This window comes from Brucella pecoris, assembly GCF_006376675.1.
GTDB classification, from domain to species: Bacteria; Pseudomonadota; Alphaproteobacteria; order Rhizobiales; family Rhizobiaceae; genus Brucella; species Brucella pecoris.
In genome coordinates, this window is sequence record NZ_VEWK01000003.1 from 132,135 (window position 1) to 150,793 (window position 18,659).

The following is an 18,659-nucleotide window of genomic DNA, read 5'->3' on the forward strand; positions in this document are numbered from 1 at the left end:
CCCTACAAGAAGTTGCCTGCTAAGTAAAGCTGGATTGGCTCCTGCGACGACGCATCCCGGTAAAGTCATGGACAAAATGCCGGTTATCGAAGAAGCTCCCTCCCGACACGCCCCATTGGGGTTTCTTTGGCGGGGATTCCTTTGCGGGATGAGCCGCGATTTTCCGACAGGCTGTTGAATTACCCAAAATGACAAACGCAAGCGACGACTTCACCGAATCCTCCCAACCATTCAAACTCTTTGCCGATTGGCTGGTCGATGCCAAAGAAAGCGAACCGAACGATCCCAACGCGGTCGCACTGGCAACCGTCGATCCCGATGGCTTGCCCAATGTGCGCATGGTGCTGCTGAAGGATTTCGACGAACAGGGGTTCGTTTTCTACACCAATTATGAAAGCACCAAAGGCAAGGAAATTCTGTCGGCGGAAAAGGCCGCGATGTGCTTCCATTGGAAGACGCTGCGCCGTCAAGTGCGCGTGCGCGGCGCGGTGGAGAAAGTCAGCGATGCCGAGGCCGATGCCTATTACGCTTCCCGCCCGCGTGGCAGCCGCATCGGTGCCTGGGCGTCCAAGCAATCACGCCCGCTGGAAAGCCGGTTCGCGCTGGAAAAGGCAGTTGCGGAATATACCGCAAAATATGCCATCGGCGATATTCCTCGCCCGTCCTACTGGTCGGGATTCCGTATTCGCCCGGTTTCGATTGAATTCTGGCATGACAGAGCCTTCCGCCTGCATGACCGGGTGCTGTTTACACGCCCGACACCGGAGGGCGACTGGAACAAGGAACGGCTCTATCCGTAACCCGCCAACAAAAAGGCCACCGGAAACGGTGGCCTTCTTCTTTATACCAGCGGCTTGACCGCCACCCAGAGGCTTCCCAGAACAAGCCCGAGGAAAATCAGCCAGCCCACAATATTGTTGGATTTGAACAGTTTCAGGCACTGATCGGGATTGTCGATATCGAGCACGATGATCTGGCGATAGAGATGCACGCCCGCAGCAAGCAATCCGGCCAGTGCTGGCATCGGCACCTCAGCCACGGCGAAAGCCGCTGCGAAGAAGCCGATAGCGCCACCATAAAGGATCATCAGCGCCGTCTTGGTGTGCTTGCCGAACAGACGCGCCGTGGAGCGCACGCCCACCAGCGCATCGTCTTCCTTGTCCTGATGCGCATAGATCGTGTCATAGCCAATCGTCCACAGGATCGCGCCGATATAGAGCAACACCGGCGCGAGACTGAGCGAGCCTTCCACCGCGGCCCAGCCCATGAGTGCGCCCCATGAGAAAGCAAGACCAAGCACGAATTGCGGCCAGTTGGTAATGCGCTTCATGAAAGGATAGGCGGCAACGATCAGAAGTGAGAAAATGCCAAGCCCGATGGAAAACCAGTTGAACTGCAGCACCACACCAAGGCCAACCAGCGCCTGCAAGACCAGAAACAGCTTGGCCTGACCGCGTGTCACCTGCCCCGAGGGCAGCGGCCTTGAACGCGTGCGATCCACCTTGTCGTCAATATCCTGATCGACAAGATCGTTATAGGTGCAACCGGCACCGCGCATGGCAATGGCGCCGACCAGAAACAGAACGAGATGCCAGATCGAAGGCATAACGGCCCAGGCACCGTCGCCCGGCTTGGCGCCCGCACCCGCCACCAGCGCTGCGGACCACCAGCATGGCCAGAGCAATAGTTGCCATCCGATAGGACGATCCCAGCGCGCAAGCTGTGCATAGGGCCAGAGCCAATGCGGCAGCAACTTATAGACCCAATGGCCCGACGGAGCGTCCTTTACGCGCCCTTGCGCATTGCGTGACTGAATCGATCCGTGTAGTTCGGGCTGTGACATGGCAAAATCCTTGATATATGCAGCCATCACTATAACCCCGACGAAGACGGAGCAAGCAATGAGAGTTCTTTTAATCGGTTCTGGCGGTCGTGAACATGCTCTTGCCTGGAAACTGTCCGCTTCTCCGTCATTGACGAAACTCTATTGCGCTCCCGGCAATCCGGGCATTGCAACGGTTGCGGAACTGGTAGACATCAGCGTCGATGACCATCAGGCACTGATCGCCTTCGCCACGGACAAGAAGATCGATCTCGTCGTGGTTGGGCCGGAAGCGCCACTTGTCGCCGGGCTTGCCGATGAAATGCGCGCCGAAGGTATCCGCGTGTTCGGCCCTTCCAAGGCGGCGGCACAGCTTGAAGGGTCGAAGGGCTTCACGAAGGATCTTTGTGCACGCTTCGATATTCCAACGGGCGCTTATGGCCGTTTCAACAATGCGCCCAAGGCTAAGGCCTATATCCGCCAGCAAGGCGCGCCCATCGTCGTGAAGGCCGACGGGCTTGCCGCAGGCAAGGGCGTGGTTGTTGCGATGACGCTCGATGAAGCGCTCGACGCCGTGGATGCCTGTTTCGAGGGCGCATTCGGTTCCGCCGGTGCCGAGGTGGTGGTCGAAGAGTTTCTGGACGGTGAAGAAGCAAGCTTCTTCTGCATCTGCGATGGCAAGACCGCCTTGCCGCTCGGCTCGGCGCAGGACCACAAGCGCGTCGGCGACGGCGATACCGGCCCGAACACCGGCGGTATGGGTGCTTATGCTCCGGCTCCGGTGATGACGCCTGAAATTGTCGAACGCACCATGCGCGAACTGATCGAACCCACCATGCGCGGCATGGCTGAAATCGGCGCGCCATTCTCCGGCATCCTGTTCCTCGGCCTGATGATCGGCAAGGACGGTCCGAAGCTCATCGAATACAACACCCGTTTCGGTGATCCGGAATGCCAGGTGCTGATGATGCGCCTCAACAGCGACCTGCTCACGCTCATCAATGCCGCCGTGGATGGCACGCTGGATCAGGTTTCGCTCGACTGGAAAGACCAGCCCGCGCTGACGGTGGTGATGGCTGCAGAAGGCTATCCATCCAATGTGAAGAAGGGCAGCGTCATCCGCGATCTCGACAAGCTCGAAGGCATTGATGGCGTCAAGCTTTTCCACGCGGGAACGGCGGAGAAGGATGGCAACATCGTCGCCAGCGGAGGCCGCGTGCTCAACATCACCGCCATTGCCGAAACGGTCGCCGAGGCACAGGCGCGCGCTTATGAAGCCGTGAAGCTCATCGACTGGCCGGAAGGCTTTTACCGCTCTGATATCGGCTGGCGCGCCGTGGAACGGGAAACCCCAGCCGACAAGAAATAGCCTCGACAGCAATCTGCAACGGCCAAGTTTCGGTCCTCACAGGCGGATAATGCCTGGTTTGTTCACCTCCATACAAATGGCTGTGAAGCCGCTGCATAATATTGACGTTTACGTAATAAGCCGATAGCTCTTGTATTGAACAGCCAAAATGGCTCCTGCCGGATTGCATGAAGCACCGGCGCAGGGCGGACTTCCGAGGAGAAGTCCGCGAAACATACTCGGAGGAAAGATGTATCGCGCGCCGGTTTCTGAAATTTCCCATACGCTGATGAAGGTTGCAGGGTTGGAGAAAGCCCTCGACGACAATCGCTTCCCTGAATTTTCCGCCGATCTTGCCGCCGCCATTCTGGAAGAAGCCGGCAAGTTTGCTTCCGAGCGGATCGAACCGCTGCGCATCACCGGCGACAAGCACGGCGCCACCGTCAAGGACGGTGTCGTTACGACCGCGCCGGGCTGGAAAGAACTTTACCGCGACTGGATCGAAGGCGGCTGGAACTCGCTGACCGGCACGCCGGACTATGGCGGCCAGGGCCTGCCCACGATGATGTCGGTGGCAGTGAGCGAAATGTGGAATTCCGGCACACTGGCCTTCGCCATCGCCCCGACGCTGACCATGGGTGCCGTCGAAGCGGTCGAAAAACACGCCTCCAAGGAATTGAAGGACATCTATCTCGAAAAGCTCATCAGCGGCGAGTGGATGGGCACGATGAACCTGACCGAACCACACGCCGGCTCCGATCTTGGTGTCCTTCGCACCCGTGCGGAACGCGCCGATGACGGCAGCTACCGCATCTTCGGCCAGAAGATATTCATCACTTATGGCGAGCATGACCTGACCGACAACATCGTGCATCTGGTACTGGCCCGCCTGCCCGATGCCCCAGCCGGAACGAAGGGCATTTCGCTATTTCTGGTACCGAAATTCCTTGTCAACAACGACGGCTCGCTTGGCCGCAGAAACGATCTTTTCTGCTCCGGCCTCGAACACAAGATGGGCATCCATGCCTCGCCAACCTGCACCATGATCTATGGCGATGGTTTCGTGAAAGGTGAGGAACAGGGGGCAGTCGGCTATCTGATCGGCGAGGAAAATCGCGGTCTGGCCTGCATGTTCACCATGATGAACAATGCCCGTCTTCTTGTCGGCATTCAGGGTGTCGGCGTTGCCGAAGCCGCCTATCAGCAGGCCCTTGCCTATGCCAAGGAACGCAAGCAGGGCCGCGCCGTCGGTGCTGACCCGAAAGACGGCATGAGCCCGATCATCGAGCACCCGGACGTGCAGCGCATGTTGTTGACCATGAAGGCGCTGACGCAGGTTGCCCGTTCGATCACCTATTCCTGCGCTCATGCCATCGACATGAGCCATGCGACGGACGGTGCAGACCAGCAGTTCTGGTCGGATCGCGCCGGTCTGCTGACGCCGCTCGCCAAGAGTTTTGCGACCGACGCAGGTGTGGATGTCGCTTCGCTCGGCATCCAGATTCACGGCGGCATGGGCTTCATCGAAGAGACAGGTGCTGCGCAATTGCTGCGCGATGCCCGCATCACCCCGATCTACGAAGGTACCAACGGCATTCAGGCCATCGACCTTGTGGCGCGCAAGCTTCCCCTCGGGAACGGTGAACATATCAAGGGTTTCCTTGCAGAATTACAGGAAGACGCCGACAAGGCCACCGCATCCAATCGCCCGGAACTCGGCGAAACCGGCGTGCGCCTTTCCAAGGCTATTACCGAGGCTCGCGAAGCCACCAATTGGCTGCAAAAGGCGGTTGCGGAAGGACAGCTTGAAGCGGCACTTGCCGGAGCCACGCCTTATCAGCGGCTTTTGTCGCTCGTTTCCGGCGGCGCTTATCTCGCGCGTGCGGCACTTGCCGACGACGATAACAGCCGCGCGGTGCTGAGCCGCTTCTTCGCGGAAAACATACTCGCCGAAGTATCCTCTCTGAAGGACACCGTCATCACCGGCGCCGCCAGCCTTGCCGCCGCCAAATCCGCGCTGGAGGCGTGAGCATGAGCGAGCATATCCTGATCGAACGCAAAGGCGCGATCCAGATCATCCGCTTCAACCGTGCCGACAAGAAGAACGCCATCACCCGCGCCATGTATGCGACCATGGCAAAGGCGCTTGCGGACGGCGATGCCGATGACGCGGTGCGTGTGCATGTGTTTCTTGGGAGTCCGGGTGCATTCTCATCCGGCAATGACATGCAGGATTTCATGGCTGCTGCGTCGGGCGGCAATCTCGGCAATGACATTCTGGATTTTCTGGGCGCTCTTTCCGGCGCAAAGAAACCTATCATTTCCGGCGTCGATGGCCTTGCCATCGGCATCGGCACGACCATCCACTTGCATTGCGATCTGACATTTGCAACCTCGCGTGCCTTGTTCCGCACGCCGTTCGTTGATCTCGGCCTGGTGCCGGAAGCAGCTTCCAGCCTGCTGGCACCACCGTTGATGGGGCATCAGAAAGCATTTGCACTGCTGGCGCTCGGTCATGGATTTACCGCGGAAGCCGCGCAGGAAGCCGGTATTGTCTATCAGATCGTTGCTGACGATGCGTTGGAAACGGAAGTGATGAAGGCGGCAGAAGAAATCGCTGCCAAGCCGCCGCAGGCCATGCAGATCGCTCGTGCGCTGATGCGCATGCCGGCTGAAAAAGTTTCCGAACGTATTGCACGTGAGGCCAAACATTTTGCTGAACGGCTTACCTCGGATGAAGCTCGCGAGGCCGTCATGGCATTTCTCAGCCGAAAAAAATAAACCCGAACGTCTTCTTTTGCGGGCGCATCTTTTCCGAAAACCGGTTTCCACTTTTCGGGATGCGCCCCAAGACGTTCGGGGGCTTTTTGGAGGTCAGCCAAAGTTTTTGAAGGGGGCGCTTTTCTCAAGCGCCCCTTTCTAATTTAATTCCTTGCGATAATTTCCTTGCCGGAGATCACCAGACGGACGCCAAGCGTACCTGTCTTGCGGCGAGCGAGAAAACGCGGACGACGACGACGCGGCTCCTGTCCCTGACGACGAGCTTGCGGCTGGCTGGTGCGGACCGCACCTGTACTTTCGTAAAGCGGGCGGGCGACACCGTCTTCCTCAACCAGCATCATCGGCAGATTGAAGCTTGCGGCCCATGCGCGCCAGTCGGCGGCAACGTCAGTCAGATCATGTGCGACAAGCAACGGAACGGAGAGCTGTGGATCTTCATGCATCAGCTCCAGCGTCACCGTGATTTCGCCGAACTCATCTTCCACCGCGCGGGCGGCAACGCCCACAAATGCGTTGGCCGGGAGGGCGATGGACATCGGCAGGCCGCTTGAAGGTAGAACCTGCCGGATCACCGCGCCGCGCTCGTTGATGGTGAAGGTAACGTCGGTGCTCCCGTCGTGGGTCGCATAGCTCACAACCTGCGGAAAATGAAACGGATCGAGCCGCAATTCCCGTCCTGCCCAATCGGGCTTCAGTCCCTTGCTCATCATTTTCGACGCCTCTGTCTCTCTGTCTTTTTATTTTTGAGAGCCGGTTATTCCGACTTCCCTTTGTCGAGCTTTTTGCTCTTCGTTGAGATGGAGAATAGGCGCGGTTTATTACCGATGAGCTTAATGAGTTAAGTTAACTTTTTCCTGCCTTTTCCTTTGGTTAGCAGATTGCAACCAGGTGTAAGAATTCGGAAATTCTTATGAAGAAGCGTTTACTAAAACAAACGGGCGGTTAAAGCGCATCCCGAAAAGTGTGAAACGGTTTTCGGACAAGATGCGCGTTAAAAAAACAGTTAGAGCGCAGATCTGATTCAATCAGATCTGCGCTCTAACACCGCCCGTCTTACTTCGTGGAATAACCTGACTTTTACAGAACCTTGCCGGGGTTCATGATGCCTGCCGGATCGAAGGCCGACTTGATGCGGCGCATCAGGTCGAGCGCAACATCCTGCTTGAAGAAGGCCAGTTCTTCGCGCTTGAGCTGACCAATGCCATGTTCCGCCGAGATCGACCCCGTATAGCTCGCGACGATCGTGTGAATACGGTGGTTCAGTTCGTGCCAACGTGCAAGGAAGGCTTCCTTGTCAGCGCCGACAGGCTGCGAAACGTTATAATGCAGATTGCCGTCGCCGATATGGCCGAAGCAGACGATACGCGCACCGGGGATCATTTCAAGCGTCGCAGCATTGGCTTCGTGGATGAAGGCGGGGATGGAAGCAACCGGCACGGAAATATCATGCTTGATCGAGCCACCTTCCGGCTTCTGCGCCCAGGACATTTCCTCGCGCATTTTCCAGAAGGACTGTGCCTGCGCCACGCTTTCGGCGATGGCTGCATCCTGAATAATGTCGTTCTCGAAGGCTTCGGTGAGAATCATTTCCAGCGTCGTGCGTGCGTCTTCTTCCGAGCGGGACGAGGAAATATCGATCAGCACATACCAGTCATGCGGGCTTTCAAGCGGATCGCGCACGCCATCAACGTGACGCACGGTGAATTCTACGCCGACGCGCGGCATCAATTCGAAGCCGGTCAGCGATGGGCCCGCATGTTCCGTTGCAAGCTGGAACAGGCTCAGCACGTCTTCCGGATTGCGCAGGCCCGCATAGGCCACACCCTTGCCCTTCGGCTGCGGGAAGATTTTCAGCACGGCTGCCGTGATGATTCCAAGCGTGCCTTCCGAGCCAACGAAAAGGTCTTTCAGGTCGTAACCAGTATTGTCCTTCTTCACGTAGCGCAGATCGTTGAGAATCTCGCCCGTTGGCAGCACGACTTCGAGGCCAAGGCAAAGCTCACGCATATTGCCATAGGCAAGCACTGCCGTACCGCCAGCGTTGGAGCCGAGATTACCGCCGATCTGACATGAACCTTCTGCACCCAGTGACAGCGGAAACAGGCGACCGGCTTTTTCAGCAGCTTCCTGAAGGTTCTTCAGGATCACACCGGCTTCAAGCGTTACCAGATTGCCGACCGTATCGAGATTACGGATGCGGTTCATGCGACCCAGCGACAAAATGATGGCCGCGCCGCTTTCGTCGGGCTGCTGCCCGCCGACGAGGCCGGTATTGCCACCCTGCGGCACCACAGGCGTTTTCGTCTCGCTGGCAAGTTTCATTATGGCCGCGACTTCTTCTGTCGAACCCGGACGAAGAACAAGCGGCGTACGACCATGATAGAGATCGCGCTGCTCAATGAGATAAGCGGCGAGATCTTCCGGCGCGGTGAGCGCATTCTTTTCGCCCACGATGGCGGAGAAACGTTCGATCAGAGCGGTGTCCAGCATAGTCTGTCTCTTACATAGGAGGATGTTAGCGCGGGGCCGCCGCGCGTTTAAGACGGTCATTGATGGCCTCGCCGAGGCCCTCGAAAGGAATAGGTTCGACAGCGATGGTGGCGGCACCTGCCGCGTCCAGCCTGCGCATGAAGTCGAACAGATTGGCCGCTGCTTCGCGCAAATTACCATCAGCGCTCAGGTTCATGATCGCCTTTGCCGCATCTGAACCGGCCACGCGCTGCGGGCCAAAGGCAAGCAGAGCCTCGCCCGGCTGCACTGAGCCGACATCAAGCCGCATCGCAGCATCAGGCGCATAGTGCGACGCCATCATGCCCGGTGCCTGAATTGCGGAAGTGTGGTCGGCGCGCACGAGCTTCTCGTCGATGACTGCCTCGATTTCTTCCGCAGCCAGTCCGCCCGGACGGAGCAGATGCACTTTATCGCCATCAACCTTGACGATGGTGGATTCAACACCAACGCCGCAAGGACCGGCATCGAGGATCAGATCAAGCTTGTCGCCCAGATCATCTGCAACGGCACGAGCGCTTGTCGGGCTGATGCGTCCCGACGTGTTGGCGCTTGGCGCTGCCACCGGACTATCGAGTTCCGTGATGATATCGCGCACGCGGCCGAGCGGCATACGGATGGCAAGGGTTTGCAGCCCTGCGGTCACAAGAGGATGGATGGGCCGATCCGTATTCTGTCTATTCTTCAGTGGCAGCACGATGGTCAGCGGGCCGGGCCAGAACATTTCCGCCAGCTTGCGCGACAACGCATCGAAGGTGACATAGCGCTCGGCCATGGCAATGCCGCTCACATGCGCAATCAGTGGGTTGAACTGAGGCCGTCCCTTTGCCGCGAAAATACCGGCCACACCCTCGCCGTTGGAAGCGTCGGCGGCAAGGCCATAGACTGTTTCGGTCGGAATGGCGACAAGACCGCCGCGCCGCAGCACTTCTACTGCGCGCTGGACTGCCTCATCATCGAATTTGACACTATCGGTCACTGGTTTTCCGCCTCTCGGGCGTCCCAAGTTAGAGCGCATCCCGAAAAGTGTGAAACGGTTTTCGGATAAGATGCGCGTCAAAACAAACAGTTAGAGCGCCGATCTGACTCAATCAGATCGAAATGCGCTCTAAGCCCGTTCTGCCTACACAAGCTCAAGCGCCTGTGCAAGCAAGCTTGGACCATATCCGGGCACAATCGCGGCAAGTCGATCATGATTGCGCATGAAAAATTGCGTTTTGTTAGGTTTTTCAGGGCAAGATGATATTATTCATGCGTGAGGTGAATAATGTTATCGCGATTTATCGCTATTTCGCTGACGGCCATCGGACTGCCCGCAATTGCTTCCGCAAACGGAGGTGAGCGCACGCCATCAACCTATCAGGTCGGTTCCATAGATTATATCGGCTATGACAAGATCGGCGCCAATGGCCTGCCGGTCTGCGGTCCCTGCGTGCAAAAGCAGGTTGCCGAGACGGACGCACAGAAGGAAATCGAGGCCCGCCGCAAGCGCGCCCGTGCCTATATGGCGCGTATGCAGGGCCAGCCAGTCCCGGACGATCTGCTTGAGCCTGCCGCTACGCCGGTTGAGGATTTTGACCCCGCCAATCCGGTGCGGGTCGTCGGCGATCCCTGGGCCGGAGCATCCGACGAAATCGACCTCAGTTCGCTCGAACTCAGACCCAGTTTGAAATAAACAAAAATGGTGCCAACCGCTCGCCCCTCATCCTGAGGAAGCCCGTAGGGGCCCGTCTCGAAGGATCGAGAAGCCAAAATAGAAAGGCGCGACAAGCGCTGTGCGTTTTCCCTCAGCCCTTCGAGACGCCTCCCTTCGACAAGCTCAGGGAGGCTCCTCAGGGTGAGGGAAAAAGGAGCCGCATGCGGCTGATTATCAGCCAGCGATTTTCGAGAAATCCGCCACCTTGCCGGTTGCCGCACGAATCTGGTCGAGCAATGCCAAACGATTGGCGCGGACATTTTCGTCCTCGTCGTTCACAAGCACCTTTTCGAAGAATGTATCGACCGGACCGCGCAGCTTGGCGAGTGCCAGCATCGCACCGTTGAAATCTTCACGGGCAATTGCAGCCTCGGCATCTTGCGAAGCCTGGGTAACCGCTTCGAACAGCGCCTTTTCTTCCGCTTCACGGAGAAGGGAAGCGCTTACGCTCTCTGCAACCTTGGTGCCCTTCTTTTCCTCGGCAGCGAGAATGTTGGCGGCGCGCTTGGTGCCTGCCAGCAGGTTCTTGCCATCTTCCTCATTGATGAAGACGATCAGCGCTTCCAGACGACGCGCGACCAGCAGCAGATTGTCGGCTTCCGGTGAAAGCACTGCGTCGATGGCGTCGTAGCGTGCGCCTTCTTCCTTCAGATGCACCTTGAAACGGTCATGAAGGAAGGACAGGAGATCGGCCAATACTGGCTCGGACGATGCCTCCGCCTCGGCGCGAGCCTGCTTTTCATAGCTGGCCAATGCGTTGTCAACATCCTGTTCGCCATCGACATCGCCTGAATTTTCAGCAGCAAGTTTGGCTTCAAATTCACGCAGCTTGCGCTGAACCTGACCTTCTTTCAGCGCTGCAAACGCTGAACGAAAGAGCGGCAGAAGCGGGAATTTCCACTCCTGCGACAGCAGCAACCGGATCACGCCCAATGCTGCGCGACGCAGTGCAAACGGGTCTTTCGAACCTGTCGGCTTCTCGTCGATCGCCCAGAAGCCAACCAGCGTGTCGAGCTTGTCGGCCAGCGCAACGGCAACCGAAACCGGGTTCTTCGGCACCACGTCGGACGGGCCTTGCGGCTTGTAGTGTTCTTCAATTGCAGCGGCGACGGCTTCGTCTTCACCCTGAAGCAACGCATATTTGCGACCCATTGCGCCCTGAAGCTCAGGGAACTCGCCCACGACTTCTGTGGTCAGATCGGCCTTGGCCAGAACAGCCGCACGCGCAGCGAGCTTCGGATCAGCGCCGACCAGCGGCGCAATCTGCGCAGCCAGTTCGCGAATGCGCTCAACGCGCGCACCTTGCGTGCCAAGCTTGGCATGGAAGGTCACATTCAGTGCATCCAGACGCGCCATGCGCTGATCGAGCGGCTTCTTCAGATCAAGACCGAACTTTTCCGCCGAAGCGGCCAGCTTGTCGAGGTCGGGCAGATCATGCTGATCGGTGTGCCAGAAATAGAGCGCATCCGACAGGCGTGCACGCACGACCTTGCCATTGCCATAGGCGATTTCCGTGCCGCCATCGCGGGCCGCAATATTCGACACCAGAATAAACTTGTTGGAAAGCGCCTGCATCTCCTCGCCCTTCGAGACGGCGCTACGCGCCTCCTCAGGGTGAGGAGATGGGGTACGCCCCTCATCCTGAGTAGCCCCGAAGGGGCGTATCGAAGGACGGGTGACGAAGCACTTCTGGTTGGCACGGATGGTGAGGCGGATGACTTCCGGCGGAATGGCCAGGAATTCTTCCTCGAACTCGCCCATCAGCACAACCGGCCATTCGACCAGACCGGACACCTCTTCCAGAAGCCCATCGTCTTCGACCAGCTCAAGGCCGGAAGCGAAGGCGAGATTATGCGCGTCTTGCGAAATGATTTCCTTGCGGCGTTCGGCGTCGAGAACCACGAAAGCCTTTTCGAGTTTTTCGACATAATCCTCGAAACGGCGCACCTTGATTGCCTGACCGTCGCTCAGGAAACGATGGCCGTAGGTGACATTGCCCGACTTGATACCGTCGACATCGAAATCGATGACCACTGTTTCCTCGGTTTCAGGACCGAAGGTGCAGAGGATCGATTGCAGCGGGCGCACCCAACGAAGCGAGCCCGGTTTGGCAGAAGCTGCACCCCAGCGCATGGATTTCGGCCACGGGAAACTGCGGATCGTCTGCGGCACCAGCTCGGCGACGATCTCTTCCGCCGCGCGGCCCGGCTTTGTCAGATGGGCGACATAGAAATCGCCTTTCTTCGGATCGGAATGCACATGGGCTTGGCTAACATCCGTCAGGCCCGCCTTGCGCAAAAAGCCCTGAATGGCCTGTTCCGGCGCGGTGACCGACGGGCCCTTGATATCCTCATGGACGTCCTTGGAACGCACAGTGAGGCCGCGAATATCGAGCGTCAGACGACGCGGCGTCCAATAGGCGGTCGCAGCTTCATAAGTAAGGCCAGCTTCCACCAGACCATCGGTAATCATCTTCTTCAGATCACCGGCAGCCTTGCGCTGCATGCGGGCTGGAATCTCTTCCGAAAAAAGCTCAAGAAGTAGGTCAGGCATTACTCGCCCTCGCGCTTGAAATTGAAACCACCAGCATCCGTCAAAAGGAACGCCTCGCCGCACTGGCGCGCGAGATTGCGTACACGCAGAATGTAGCTCTGGCGTTCGGTGACCGAGATCACGCCGCGCGCATCCATCAGATTGAACACGTGGGATGCCTTAATGCACTGGTCATAGGCCGGGAAAACGCTCTTATGCATTTTATGATTGGCGTCAGGAGCAGGCGCACCGGCCTTCAGAATAGCCTCGCATTCGCGCTCGGCATCAATGAAATGCTGATGCAAAGCCTCGGTATTGGCCATTTCAAAGTTGTAGCGGGAATATTCCTGCTCGGCCTGCAGGAACACATCGCCATAGGTGACCTTCTCGTCGCCTTCGAGGCCGTTGAAGTTGAGGTCATAGACATTGTCCACGCCCTGCACATACATGGCGAGGCGCTCGAGACCATAGGTCAGTTCGCCGGAAACCGGCGAGCATTCAATGCCGCAGACCTGCTGGAAATAGGTGAACTGGGAGACTTCCATGCCGTCGCACCAGCATTCCCAGCCGAGTCCCCATGCGCCGAGCGTCGGGCTTTCCCAGTCATCTTCCACGAAGCGCACGTCATGCAGGGTCGGATCGAGACCGATAGCGCGCAGCGAACCGAGATAGAGGTCCTGAAGGTTCGGTGGCGATGGCTTGATGATGACCTGATACTGGTAATAGTGCTGGAGGCGGTTCGGGTTTTCACCATAACGGCCATCCTTCGGACGACGTGACGGCTGCACATAAGCCGCTTTCCACGGCTTCGGCCCCAGCGAGCGCAGCGTCGTTGCCGGGTGAAACGTACCAGCGCCCACTTCCATGTCATAGGGCTGCAGAATGGCGCAACCGTGTTCCGCCCAATAGTTATGGAGCGTCAGGATCAAACCCTGAAAGGAACGGGTGGGATGCATATGTGCTGGCAACGTACTGGACACGGGGTCGGGCCTTGTAATTGAAATGATGGCCCGGTCTAATTTGTCCGTAACGCAGGGTCAAGCACGGGCTGCCAGTTTCGGTGTCACACCACCTTGAAACCCGCAGCCTGAAGCTCTTAGTCCGTTGTCGGCTTTTCAGGAGCCGTGTCGGAAGGTGCAGCAGGCGCAGGCGATGGCGCGGGAGCTTCCGGCTTTTTCTCAGCGGGCTTTGCTGCATCAGCAGCAGACTGTCCCGGAATATCCGGCAGACCCTTCTTCAGCTTTTCCTCGATCTTGACGAGATCTTCCGGCTCCGGCTTGCCTGCAATGGCATGGTTCCACTGGAACGTCGCTTCCAGAAGACGCCCGACGCGCCAATAGGCATCGCCCATATGGTCGTTGATCGTCGGATCTTCCGGACGAAGCTTGACCGCCTTTTCCAGTTCGACCACCGCCTCGTCATATCGGCCCAGCATGTAATAGGCCCAACCAAGCGAATCGACGATATAGCCGTCCTGCGGGCGCAGCTCGACCGCTTTCTTGATCATGCCCAGCGCTTCATCGAGATTTTCACCCCGGTCGACCCAGGAATAACCAAGATAATTCAGCACCTGTGGCTGGTCGGGATAAAGCTCCAGAGCCTTGCGGAAATTGGGCTCGGCCTTGTCCCATTGCTTCAGGCGCTCATAGGCAATGCCGCGCTGATAAAAGACTGGCCAATCCTTGCGTTCCGGCGTCTTGATCTGTTCCACTGCGGCATCATAAATCTTTGCCGCATCGGCAAAATTCTTGTCCTGCGCGTAAACGCCACCGAGCGCCAGATAGGTGCGCATGTCGGTCCTGTCACGGCCAAGCAGAATCTTTAGCTGCTTGACGGCTTCCGCCGACTGGTCGTTTTCAGCCAGATTGAGCGCGCGCTGCATTTCCGCATCGCGGCGATAAGGCGATTTCTCCGGCACGCGGCCATAATAGTCGATGGCCTTTTCCGGCTGGCGCAATTTGGCGGAAATATCGCCGAGCTGATAAAGCGTTGCATCATTGTCCGGACGCAGCGGCAATGACATCTGCAGATAAAGCTTTGCAAAAGCTTCCGCGCCGCTGCGGTTGATCGCCGTGCCAAGCGTATAGAGCGCTTCGGCGGTACCTTCCTGAGCGGTTTTGATGAGGCGGCCATATTTCTCGCCAGCCTCGATCTTTTCGCGCATTTCGGTGATCGTCATGCGACCGTTCAGAAGCTCGGCTGCGTCGTTCAATGTCTTGATCGCACCTTCCTTGTCGCCCTGACGAAGCTTGAAGGAGGCATAGGCCATCACGATGCGTTCATACGTGTCGGGCGCAGCGCTTCCGCCCGGTCGATCATCGATAGCCTGCTGATAGAAATCACGCGCTTCCTGCTTCTGGCCGGCAAGATCGGCTATCAGTGCGGAATTATAGGTGCGGAACAAACCGTACCATTCCGGTCCCTGCATTTTCTGGATGTCGGCGAGCGCCTGTTTGGGATTGCCCTGCCCGACCTTCACCCATGCATTCATGAAGCCGGTCGCAAGGCGATCCATATCGGATTGCAGCGACAGCATCAGAAGCGGTCCGACCTTGCGATATTGTTTGCGGTCAATGGCGTCGATGGCCAGCGCCGTCCGCGAGAAACGCTCGATATCCGGGACGTTCTTCAGCTCTTCCGCCAGAGGCAGCGCGTCCTTGAACCGGCCTTCCGTCAGCAAAACCAGCAGCAAATCCTGCTTGATCTGCGCATTGCCCGGATCGAACGCCATGGCCTGACGATAGAAATCAACGGCGGTGGCGAGATTATTGTCGGATTCGGCGGTACGTCCGGCAAGATAGGCCCCGGCAAACGAACCGGCGCGGACAGGAGGCGATGCAGGATCGGTTGTCGCTTTGGCGAAAGCACCGCTTGCGGGGATCGCAATTCCCGCCAGAAGCGAGAGCAGCAAACCATAAAGCGGGCGGTATTTCGATCCTTGCCGCATAAAGCCCTATCCTCTTCTCAAATCCCTGTGGCAGATACCGGCAAGCAAACCCCAAGTGGCTTGAAAAAGCCGGGCACGCTGTCTCTTTGCCGGAAAAGGCACCCCAAGCATGGCCTTTTTGGGATGGCGGGGCAAGAAAAGCATCCGTGATGGGGTGCTTTTCTTGCGTATTGTTGGCCCGCAAGAAATGCTGGCCGGAGTTTGCAACTGTTGCCGGTCAGTTCACGCGGCTGATGCAGAAATCGATGACTTCGATCAGCGCGTCCTTCTGAGGTGTTGCTTTCAGAGGTGCCAGAGCATCGCGGGCAATTTCGCCGAAATGCCGCGCGCGCTGCACCGTGTCGGCAATCGCGCCGTGCTTCGTCATCAGGCCGATGGCTTTTTCAAGCGAGGCGTCATCGCTCGCACCGTCTTCGATCGCGTGCTTCCAGAAAGCGCGTTCATCGTCAGTGCCGCGGCGATAGCTCAGAATCACCGGAAGCGTGATCTTGCCTTCGCGAAAATCGTCGCCGGTATTCTTGCCGAGATCGGCTGCAGAGCCACCATAATCAAGCGCGTCATCGACAAGCTGGAAGGCAAGACCGAGGTTGAGGCCGTAGTCGCGCAGCGCCGCACGATCCGAACGTTGTGCACCGGCAATGATCGGACCGACTTCACCGGCAGCCGAGAACAGCGCTGCAGTCTTGGCCTTGATGACCGCCAGATATTCGTCTTCAGTGGTTTCCATATTCTTGGCAGCGGCAAGCTGCATCACTTCCCCTTCGGCGATTACCGAAGCCGAGGTGGCCAGAACGTCGAGCGCATCGAGCGAACCGACATCGACCATCATCTTGAAAGCCTGTCCCAAAAGGAAATCGCCGACGAGAACGCTGGCCTGATTGCCCCAGATCATGCGCGCCGTGCTTTTTCCGCGCCGCAGATCGCTTTCATCGACCACATCATCATGCAAGAGCGTGGCCGTGTGCATGAACTCGACGGCGGTCGCAAGACGCACATGGCCATCGCCTTCGTAGCCGAACATACGAGCTGCCGCGAGCGTCATCATGGGACGCAGGCGCTTGCCGCCGGAGGAGATCAGATGATTGGCGACTTCCGGTATCATTTCGACATCGGACCCGGCCCGGGAAAGGATCATCTCGTTCACCCGCGCCATATCGGCCTTTGTCAGATCGACAAGCGGCTGAACCGATCCTTCCTGCTTCTTTTTACCGTCCAGATTCAGAACCACACCCAATGCCATTTCTCCTAGCTGTCCGGCCACATTATTGAAACGGACCGGATTGCTCAAGTCGCAACTGCCCCCAAAGCGCCCCCAAAGTGCTCTCTTGGGCATAAACGTTCGACGCCTGTTCACCATTGAAGGAAGCTGTTGTCAATGCGGTGCATTCGCTACAAACTGTCCAAATGATCGAACTTATCCGTACGAATGATTCCGTTCTGCTGTCCTTTGCCGAGGCATTGATGAAAGAGGCCGGGATCGTTTATTTCATTGCCGACACCAATATGAGCATCATCGAAGGCTCTTTGGGTGTGCTGCCGCGTCGCCTTCTGGTCAGCGAAGAGCAGCTTGAAGAAGCACGGCAGATTCTGGTCGATGCCGAGATTGAACACGAACTGCGCGATCAATGAATTCGGAAGCGAGCTTTGAAACCGGAGAGGAAGCGGGAGAAACACTGGATGTGTTTCATCGTGGTGCGTTTCACCTCGTCCAGCCCGCACTGAAAGGTCATCGTTCCGGTGTGGATGCAATGATTCTGGCAAGTGCCGTTCCAAACGGTTTTGCCGGACGCGTCGCCGATCTTGGCAGCGGAGCAGGTGCTGCGGGGTTTGCCGTCGCCTCTCGCTGCCCTGACGCCAGCATCACCCTGTTCGAACGTTCCCATTTCATGGCCGGTTTTGCCCGCAGAAGCATTGCGCATCCACTCAATTCAGCTCTGGCAGGCCGGATTGGCGTGATCGAGGCCGACGTCGCATTAAGAGGCAAGGCACGCATTGCCGCGGGGCTTGTCGACAACAGCTTCGATTTCGCCATCATGAATCCGCCCTTCAACGAAGCGCGCGACCGCAGCACGCCCGATCCGTTGAAGGCGGAAGCGCATGTCATGCCCGAAGGCATGTTCGAGCAATGGGTGCGCACTGCGGCAGCCATTGTGAAACCCGGCGGCGGCATTGCCATTATTGCCCGGCCAGGCTCCATTTCTCCCATCCTCGAAGCACTGTCAGGACGATTTGGCGGCCTGAAGATCATTCCCGTCCAGCCGCGCCCCGATGCGGCGGCGATCCGCATCGTCGTGACAGGGACATCCGGGAGCCGTGCGGGCCTGTCCCTGATGCCGGCGCTCGTACTTCATGGCAGCGAGGGACATGGTTTCACGCCCCGTGCCGACGGCATCAATAACGGGCTCGATGCCCTCTAACTATTTGTTTTGTCGCATTATCCTACGCAAAACCGCTTCGCACTTTTGCTGGAAATGCTCTAGTATTTAGGCTGTGCCAGCACGACGAGATTGCGGTCCGGGTCGTGTAATCTCAGAATCGTCGTATAGTCGGCTGTCTCGACGTTTCCGGGACGAATGCCGTCGAACGACAGACGTGCATGTTCGGCCCTCACATCGCGGACGATGAGTGTCAGCGTGCCATGCCCTGCTTCAACAGGGTTCTGGTAAAGCTGGAAGCCTGCACTTGACCCGTGATGCCATTCCGCCAGCCCTTGCATCGGTCGCGCATCGGGATTGCGATCGAAAATCTTGGCGAACCACTCCGTGCTGCGTTCAAGGTCGGAACAATTGAGCTGGGCGAAAATAGCTGTGAGCACCATCGCGGTGTCCTCCCGGATCGGATAACACGGCAGCAATTCAGAAGTTCCGATGGTCCAGACCTGCTGATTTCAGTCCAAGCGGGTGATTTTGATTGAAACCCCATATTCGAGCCAATATTCCTAGAGCTGCAATTTTCGTTCTGCGGCTCCCCGCCGCCCTTTTCCGAAAAAGCGCAAACAACAAAACGACAAGAACAGGCAACGGGA

At 57.8% G+C, this 18,659-nt stretch carries 16 protein-coding genes; 7 read left to right on the top strand and 9 right to left on the bottom strand.

The window, feature by feature from the left end; translation table 11 throughout:
* Nucleotides 1-188: 188 nt before the first annotated feature.
* Nucleotides 189-800, top strand: a complete 612-nt coding sequence (pdxH, locus tag FIB18_RS07210) for a pyridoxamine 5'-phosphate oxidase (protein WP_140020054.1) — start codon at nt 189-191, stop codon at nt 798-800.
* A 41-nt stretch (nt 801-841) separates the two neighbouring features.
* Here the strand turns inward: pdxH and ubiA are convergent, their stop codons facing one another.
* Nucleotides 842-1,843: a 4-hydroxybenzoate octaprenyltransferase gene (gene ubiA, locus FIB18_RS07215; RefSeq protein ID WP_140020360.1), complete on the bottom strand. Its 1,002-nt coding sequence runs from the start codon at nt 1,841-1,843 to the stop codon at nt 842-844.
* 58 nt (nt 1,844-1,901) lie between these two features.
* Here ubiA and purD point away from each other — a divergent pair, with 58 nt between their 5' ends.
* The 3 genes from purD (at nt 1,902) to FIB18_RS07230 (ending at nt 5,951) form a co-directional block, all read left to right on the top strand.
* Nucleotides 1,902-3,191, top strand: a complete 1,290-nt coding sequence (gene purD / locus FIB18_RS07220; RefSeq protein ID WP_140020055.1) for a phosphoribosylamine--glycine ligase — start codon at nt 1,902-1,904, stop codon at nt 3,189-3,191.
* A gap of 229 nt (nt 3,192-3,420) precedes the next feature.
* Entirely contained in the window at nt 3,421-5,199 is a 1,779-nt protein-coding gene (locus tag FIB18_RS07225; protein WP_140020056.1) for an acyl-CoA dehydrogenase, read from the top strand.
* 2 nt (nt 5,200-5,201) lie between these two features.
* Nucleotides 5,202-5,951, top strand: coding sequence for a crotonase/enoyl-CoA hydratase family protein (locus FIB18_RS07230; protein ID WP_140020057.1), 750 nt, complete (start codon nt 5,202-5,204; stop codon nt 5,949-5,951).
* Between the two features lie 143 nt (nt 5,952-6,094).
* On the opposite strand, the gene FIB18_RS07235 is transcribed toward FIB18_RS07230, so the two are convergent.
* From FIB18_RS07235 to FIB18_RS07250, 3 genes are all read right to left on the bottom strand, one after another.
* Nucleotides 6,095-6,661 (bottom strand): DUF6101 family protein, encoded by a 567-nt coding sequence (locus FIB18_RS07235; RefSeq protein WP_140020058.1) that lies wholly within the window; start codon nt 6,659-6,661, stop codon nt 6,095-6,097.
* A 367-nt stretch (nt 6,662-7,028) separates the two neighbouring features.
* The gene (locus FIB18_RS07245; RefSeq protein ID WP_140020059.1) at nt 7,029-8,441 is read right to left on the bottom strand and encodes an FAD-binding oxidoreductase; all 1,413 of its coding nucleotides are present in this window, start codon (nt 8,439-8,441) and stop codon (nt 7,029-7,031) included.
* Nucleotides 8,442-8,466: 25 nt separating this feature from the next.
* Nucleotides 8,467-9,438, bottom strand: a complete 972-nt coding sequence (locus tag FIB18_RS07250) for an L-threonylcarbamoyladenylate synthase (RefSeq protein ID WP_140020060.1) — start codon at nt 9,436-9,438, stop codon at nt 8,467-8,469.
* A 288-nt stretch (nt 9,439-9,726) separates the two neighbouring features.
* On the opposite strand from FIB18_RS07250, the gene FIB18_RS07255 reads away from it, so the two are divergent.
* Nucleotides 9,727-10,134 carry a hypothetical protein gene (locus tag FIB18_RS07255; RefSeq protein WP_140020061.1) on the top strand — a complete coding sequence of 136 codons (408 nt, stop codon included), beginning with the start codon at nt 9,727-9,729 and terminating at the stop codon, nt 10,132-10,134.
* A gap of 195 nt (nt 10,135-10,329) precedes the next feature.
* Here the strand turns inward: FIB18_RS07255 and glyS are convergent, their stop codons facing one another.
* The 4 genes from glyS to FIB18_RS07275 form a co-directional block, all read right to left on the bottom strand.
* Nucleotides 10,330-12,708: a glycine--tRNA ligase subunit beta gene (gene glyS / locus FIB18_RS07260; protein WP_140020062.1), complete on the bottom strand. Its 2,379-nt coding sequence runs from the start codon at nt 12,706-12,708 to the stop codon at nt 10,330-10,332.
* Nucleotides 12,708-13,643, bottom strand: coding sequence for a glycine--tRNA ligase subunit alpha (locus tag FIB18_RS07265; RefSeq protein ID WP_140020361.1), 936 nt, complete (start codon nt 13,641-13,643; stop codon nt 12,708-12,710). Before FIB18_RS07265 ends, glyS begins: the two co-directional genes overlap by 1 nt.
* A gap of 140 nt (nt 13,644-13,783) precedes the next feature.
* On the bottom strand, nt 13,784-15,634 hold the full coding sequence (locus tag FIB18_RS07270; protein ID WP_140020063.1) for a tetratricopeptide repeat protein: 1,851 nt from the start codon (nt 15,632-15,634) through the stop codon (nt 13,784-13,786).
* A gap of 217 nt (nt 15,635-15,851) precedes the next feature.
* Nucleotides 15,852-16,868 carry a polyprenyl synthetase family protein gene (locus tag FIB18_RS07275; RefSeq protein WP_010658340.1) on the bottom strand — a complete coding sequence of 339 codons (1,017 nt, stop codon included), beginning with the start codon at nt 16,866-16,868 and terminating at the stop codon, nt 15,852-15,854.
* Nucleotides 16,869-17,038: 170 nt separating this feature from the next.
* On the opposite strand from FIB18_RS07275, the gene FIB18_RS07280 reads away from it, so the two are divergent.
* Both FIB18_RS07280 and FIB18_RS07285 read left to right on the top strand, forming a co-directional pair.
* On the top strand, nt 17,039-17,263 hold the full coding sequence (locus FIB18_RS07280; protein ID WP_105543145.1) for a putative signal transducing protein: 225 nt from the start codon (nt 17,039-17,041) through the stop codon (nt 17,261-17,263).
* Nucleotides 17,260-18,051: a tRNA1(Val) (adenine(37)-N6)-methyltransferase gene (locus FIB18_RS07285; protein WP_140020064.1), complete on the top strand. Its 792-nt coding sequence runs from the start codon at nt 17,260-17,262 to the stop codon at nt 18,049-18,051. Before FIB18_RS07280 ends, FIB18_RS07285 begins: the two co-directional genes overlap by 4 nt.
* 59 nt (nt 18,052-18,110) lie before the next feature.
* Here the strand turns inward: FIB18_RS07285 and FIB18_RS07290 are convergent, their stop codons facing one another.
* A complete protein-coding gene (locus FIB18_RS07290) occupies nt 18,111-18,452 on the bottom strand; it encodes a VOC family protein (RefSeq protein WP_140020065.1) in 342 nt (113 codons plus the stop codon).
* Nucleotides 18,453-18,659: the final 207 nt, after the last annotated feature.